The 5,926-nt window shown below is 56.2% G+C and carries 4 protein-coding genes; 3 read left to right on the plus strand and 1 reads right to left on the minus strand.

Translation table 11 applies throughout. The features are described from left to right. On the plus strand, positions 1–932 hold a 932-nt coding region (locus tag VMU57_RS02845), incomplete at its 5' end, for an FtsX-like permease family protein (protein WP_325380584.1). A 32-nt stretch (positions 933–964) separates the two neighbouring features. On the opposite strand, the gene VMU57_RS02850 is transcribed toward VMU57_RS02845, so the two are convergent. Continuing rightward, the gene (locus tag VMU57_RS02850; protein WP_325380586.1) at positions 965–3,577 is read right to left on the minus strand and encodes a GAF domain-containing SpoIIE family protein phosphatase; all 2,613 of its coding nucleotides are present in this window, start codon (positions 3,575–3,577) and stop codon (positions 965–967) included. Between the two features lie 734 nt (positions 3,578–4,311). On the opposite strand from VMU57_RS02850, the gene VMU57_RS02855 reads away from it, so the two are divergent. Both VMU57_RS02855 and VMU57_RS02860 read left to right on the plus strand, forming a co-directional pair. Beyond that, the gene (locus VMU57_RS02855; protein WP_325380588.1) at positions 4,312–5,610 is read left to right on the plus strand and encodes a site-specific integrase; all 1,299 of its coding nucleotides are present in this window, start codon (positions 4,312–4,314) and stop codon (positions 5,608–5,610) included. Beyond that, a partial coding sequence (locus VMU57_RS02860) for a hypothetical protein (protein WP_325380590.1) occupies positions 5,607–5,926 on the plus strand: 320 nt, incomplete at its 3' end. The genes VMU57_RS02855 and VMU57_RS02860, both read left to right, overlap by 4 nt.

Genomic DNA, 5,926 nt, shown 5'->3' on the forward strand with positions numbered 1-5,926 from the left:
AGTTCAATATGAGCGTCGAGCTCGCCAATCACCCCAAGGCACAGCGTTCCGCTCAGGGTTATGCTCAGGCGCGGGCTACGAGCAGCGACTACTTTACGACCATGGGCATCCGGCTGCTACAAGGCCGCTTCTTCGCGACCACAGATTCTGCGGCGGCACCTCCTGCTGCAATCGTCAACCAAGCTTTCGTGCGCCGCTTCCTGCCTAACCAGAACCCGATCGGCCAGAAAGTCCGCTACAACGATACCGGCGACCGCCAATGGTCCACCATCGTAGGTGTTGTAGACGATAGCCCGCAAAAAACGATTGGCCAGCCACCACTGCCCGAGATCGACTATAACCTTGACCAGCTTCTCTCGCAGGATGAGCTCTACCCGATCCTCGGAAGCTTCATGATGAACATATCCATTCGCTCTCCGCTGGCCTCAGACACTATCGACCGTGAACTCCGCCGCACCATCCATGACCTGCAACCCGATGCCGTGCTAAAGGGTGTCCAGACCATGCAGGAGGTCGTCGACAACTCTCTCGGCAATCAGGTGCTCGCAGCACGGCTCCTCAGTCTCTTCGCGCTTACAGGACTTTTGATCGCCGTCGCCGGTATCTACGGTCTGTTGGCCTACTCAGTCAGCCAGCGCACCCGCGAACTCGGCGTGCGGCTCGCACTCGGCGCACAGCGCGAAGCGATTCTCTGGCTTGTCCTGCGCCACGCTCTCATCCTTCTTGGAATTGGAGGCGCCCTTGGAGTCATCGTCTCCCTCGCTTCCGGAAAGCTCTTCACCTCATTCTTCGCTTACAAGCTGAGCGGCTTCGACGCCCTCGTGGCCATCTCGGTCGCAGTCCTGCTCGCACTATGCGGGCTCCTCGCCAGCTATCTGCCAGCGCGCCGCGCCGCCAACATCGATCCGGTAGTAGCCTTGCGGACTGAGTAAACGGTCCTTCAAGCCGTGAGTGGCTTCGCCGATTATCGATTGTCGCTGAGATCGATCTTCAGAATGAGCAATGTCATGTCGTCGTGCTGCGGTGCGCCAGCGGTGAACTTGTCCGCCTCGTCAAAGATGGTCCGCAGCACTTTGTCTGCCGTGCGGCCACATGCCCCGGCCGCCGCCGCCATCATTCGTTCCTCACCCCATTCTTCATCATCGTGCGTCATGGCTTCACTGATGCCATCGGTATAGGAGACTAAAAGGTCTCCAGGTTCGAGGCGCAGGCTTTGCTCGGTATAGACGGCAAAAGGCAGCAGGCCAACCACAGGGCCATCGGCTTCGAGGCGCAGAATTTCAAAGGAGCCGTCGGATTTTTGCCGTAGAACCAACGGAGCATTGTGTCCGGCATTGACGCATTCAAGAACTCGGGTGGTCGGGTCGAATGCGCCGAAGAAAAAGGTCGCATAGCGGTTGTTCGCGGAGGCTTCATAGACAAGCCGGTTCACCTTGTCCATCAGTTTGGCGAACTCTCGCGGATTATCAATGGTCACGCCCCGCAGAGAGGCCCGCAGGCTGGCCATGAGCAGAGCCGCCGAAATCCCTTTGCCCGAGACATCGCCAATGGCCAACCCAAGCCTGCCATCCTGGAGCGTGAAGACGTCATAATAGTCCCCACCAACACCCAGCGCGGGGCGACAGGCCCCGGCAATGCTGACGCCATCCAGATGGGGCATCTCCTGGGGGAAGAGGCGCTCCTGAACTTCGCGGGCAATCTCCATCTCACGGTTTGCGCGCTCTCGCAGCGCAGCCTCATTCGCCAGCGAGTGTGCCAGCTCACTGAGTTCGAGCGCCATGCCGGTTTGATCTGCGAGTGTTTGGAGAAGATGGAGGTCGGACTTCGAGTAAGCCGCTTCCGACTGTTTGGGGCCCAGTGTCATCACTCCCATAAGCCGGTTACGTCCGGATAGAGGAAGGAACAACTCGGCTCCGAGTTGATCGAGAGTTCTGCGTTCCGGTTGTGCCGCCATCAAATACCAGGCGTCGGGCTCTTCGCGGTACAACTGCGCGGGGGAGTTGGAGTTGGTCAAATTACGGATGGTCGATGAATTTGCCGCCAGCGTCAATGTGCCTGCGCCTTCTAACGAGATGCCGACCATTTGATTCAGAGTAAAACCTGCGCGGCCATGCAGGAAAATACCAATTTGATTGACGTGGAGTGTTTCGGCAATGCATCTTGAAACGGTCAGCAGCAGAGGCTCACTCTCGGTAAACCTTCGAACCTCATTGGAAAGCTCTTTGAGCACTCGCTCCGAGTCGTAGGCTTCGCGGAAGAACCTTTTGTCCAGCCAGTTCGTTGATTTTTTGCGGAGGAGAAAGCCTATCGCCGCAATCAGAAGGAGAAAAAGAACTCCTTGCCAGAGTTGATCGCGCTGAATCTGCTCTTGAGTGAGCAGCGGCAGCAACAGGCGATAGGACACTGCCATGATGAGGACGAACTGCACACCCCATACTGTTGCCCTGGCCAGAGCATACTTCGTACCCTGGCGGACGAGAATGCTCACATCCATCGCCCGCGGCACCAGCACGACATAGGCAAGCGTTAAAGGAGCGAGCATAAAGAGCGTTGCTCCAACGTAGGCCACCCACATATGGCTGTGAGCACTCGGTGAATAACCGAGGTCAGGCAGCAGCACGAAAGCAATCAGCAGAGCTCCGAGACCGACGGACGTTCCTGCCAGAAGCACACGCAATCTGCGGCGAGCGTCCTCGGTTGATGCAGACTGCATCTTGCGGAAGATAATAGCCAGATAAAACGTCACGCACATGAGGTCGATTGCATTCTCTACACGATCGGTCAAGTGCACTAGATGGATTAGCCACGGCGGATTACCTGCCAGGTAAAACTGCCCGTAGATCTGGCGAAAATCCACGACTGCACAGAACAGAGCTGGCCCTATAACCGCCCACTTCAACCATGGGCGGTCAACGTCGGCGCGCAAGCGTTCTGGAAAATAGATGGCAAAGCACAAGAGCGCCAAGGGGCCGAGAATTTGCAGAGAGTACCAATAGAGTGCACGAAAAACCAGCCAGCCTCCGGCAGCGAGTCCCGTTCCTAAACCAAAGACGACCCCGGGGAAGATAAGCAATACCAGCAGCAGCCACGCGTTCCGCTCACGAGGTTTGGTCAAGACTACCCAGTAGCCGATCAGCATGCAGGCAAGCGGCAAAAGCCCGAAGAGAACAACCTGCTGGAACATCTCTCCGGGGGCGCCGGGCTGAGGCTGACCGGCAACAAGGGTAATCAGAGAGCTGCCGATTGACCCGTCAGGACGCTGAAAGTCCACGAACACCAACTCGCCGGGCTTGCCTGGGTTGCTGATCGCGGCCCATTGTGCAAAGCCCGTGAAGGGGACGCCATTGATCGATTTAATGGTTGCGTCCTTTACCAGCCCGGCGAGTTTGGCTTCCGGCATTAAGCTCGCGATTTTCCCGGTATCCGCGTCAATTTTAAATGGATCACGAGAGTGTTGGCCCAGATGCAGACCTACCTCGATCCGGTCGTGGGTATCGGCAGCCCAATAAATGAGACCAGCCAAAACGACGAGCGTAAGAAGCAGGCGCATGACGGTCGAGTATCGAGAATGTCTCATAGACTCTTCGATTCATACTAACCTGAGCATCGTCGAGAGTTATCTTCGAGAGTCAATGCATGAGAAATCGCCAAAGTACTCAGCGATAACGCGCTGATGAGCCCCGCAAGGTCAGGGAACCTATCGACGTTCGTATTGAAGAAGTACCATCTGAGCGTGGGAGAAGACCAGTTCCATGCGGCGGTCATTGGAAAAGGGAACACCTTGAGGGTTCTGGGATCGGTGAGACTCGCGATGAAGTCAGCTGTACGTCTTCGGCTGGTCGCGTTGTCGACGAAAAACCAATAGGGTGCATGGATCTCCACGATCCTCGAACCATCGGTGGTCGCTCCCGGCGATCTGGCCCCGGTCGCCAAAGCGCTCGTGCCTCAGCCCGGGGTCCAAGTCCGAATACTTCGTACGCACCAGCTCTGCCGCGAGCCTGATGGATCAGCGCTCCAGCGCCACCCACCGCGTACCGGTCAGACCCATGCCGTTAGTGTCATTCCCAATGGGCGAAACCATGTCATTTCTATTGAGCGTCTACAACTAGACTATACATAATATGTGTTATCGGACTTTCCGGTAGTTTTTGTTCTGTTGCTTTGAGGCAAGATTAAGTACCATTGGAGCCGCAACACCGTCTATGTCTTGTCTTCAGCTTTGAGTAAATGACTAGTAATCGTAGGGGCTGTGGGAAAGTGGGAATCCCGCGCACTATGCGGGATTTCCAAGTGTGGTGGAAAAGTCCGTCTTTGTACTTTGGACTTTTCCACCACACGTCTTTTCCACAGCCCGCGCGCCCGCGCGTTTTTCGACTCGGAGTTCTGAGAGGTGTGATGCTTGCCAGGGTCCGCAGCTCCGTCTTCCCAACGATGAGCGGCCCTGTGCTCGTAGATGCATTTGGAGTTCCCAGGTACTGGGCTGCCGTTTGGGTGTCGTTCCTGCCCGCCGACCTTGCGCCCTCAACAATCGGCAAGAAACTTGGCCAGCTCGAGGCTTTCTACCACCACGCGGATCAAACGCTGGGCATTGGGAGGCTGGATGATGCCCTCGCTAAGGTCGATGTCGATATCATCTGTAGCACGCTGGAAGCATACTTTCTGACGCTTAGAAGCCGGGCTGTCACGCCCGCCACCGAGGAACGGTGGCAAGCGGCACTCCAGTTCGTTACCGAGACGGTTCAACGTCTCACTAGAAGTGCGGTCACCCACGAACACCACAATGCTTTGACCGGCCGTCTAATGAAGATTGAACTCCTGAATGCGCACCTCCACGTTGGCAGGCGACGCCGGCCGGAACGAATCAGATCCCTCCCATCTGAAATCGTTGAGGTGCTTTACGAGATGTTGGATCCAGAGTCCTCTATCAATCCTTTTAGGAGCGTTGTTTCACGCTGGCGTGTGTACACGATCTTCATGCTGCTGTTGCACCAGGGGCTACGACGTGGTGAGCTTCTCAACTTTCCGGTCGACGTCATTAAGAGCGGCTTCGACCGGAACCGGCAACAGGTTCGCTACTGGATGACCGTTCGATACAACGAGTACCAGGACGAGGACCCCCGATACTCGAAACCGAGCATTAAGAATGCTCCATCCATTCGTCAGATACCCGTCAGTAAAACGACAGCACTGCTCATCCAGGAGTATGCGACGAACTACCGGGGACAGCCAGACCACTCGTTCCTTATCAACTCCCAGAAGCAAAGCCCACTCTCGACCGAGGGGGTAACGAAGTTGTTCCAGAAGATCACCGCTTCCCTGCCCAAGAATCTGCGGAAGATTCTCATCGACCACAGCGGAGATGACTCCCTTAGTCCTCATGATCTTCGACATACCTGCGCAGTGGTCAGGCTGAACCAGCTCTTGTCCTCGGGAGTTGAAATGACTAACGCGCTAGAGCAGATGCGAGTGTTCTTCGGATGGTCTCGGGATTCCGATATGCCGTTACGATACGCCCGCGCTGTCTTCGAAGACCGCCTCGCGTCGGTGTGGAACAGCAAATTTGACGATCGCGTGGAGGTACTCAGAAGCTTACCCGTGAGGCTGAAATGAACACCTGGCCCCAGAAGGATTCGATCGAAGCACTTCTGACGAATGTGCCGCCGGTTCCTGCAGTTGTGCGGTACTACGACGACTTTTCCGACTCATATAGCCAGGTAACAGACGCGAGTACTTCCGAGCAGTGGACCATCTCCTTAGACGGTCGTCGCGCAACATTGGACTTTGGTGAATTTGACGTCCAGATTCGGGGTGTCGTTGAGAGTTGGTGCGCGATGATCCTGGGCGTCCTTTCTCCGCGCACCGTACGGTACTACTACTACGGGCTCAGGCGAGTACCGGTTGACCATGTTAGTGTCGCCTTGACCTC

This window comes from Edaphobacter sp. (assembly GCF_035532915.1).
Lineage (GTDB): Bacteria > Acidobacteriota > Terriglobia > Terriglobales > Acidobacteriaceae > Edaphobacter.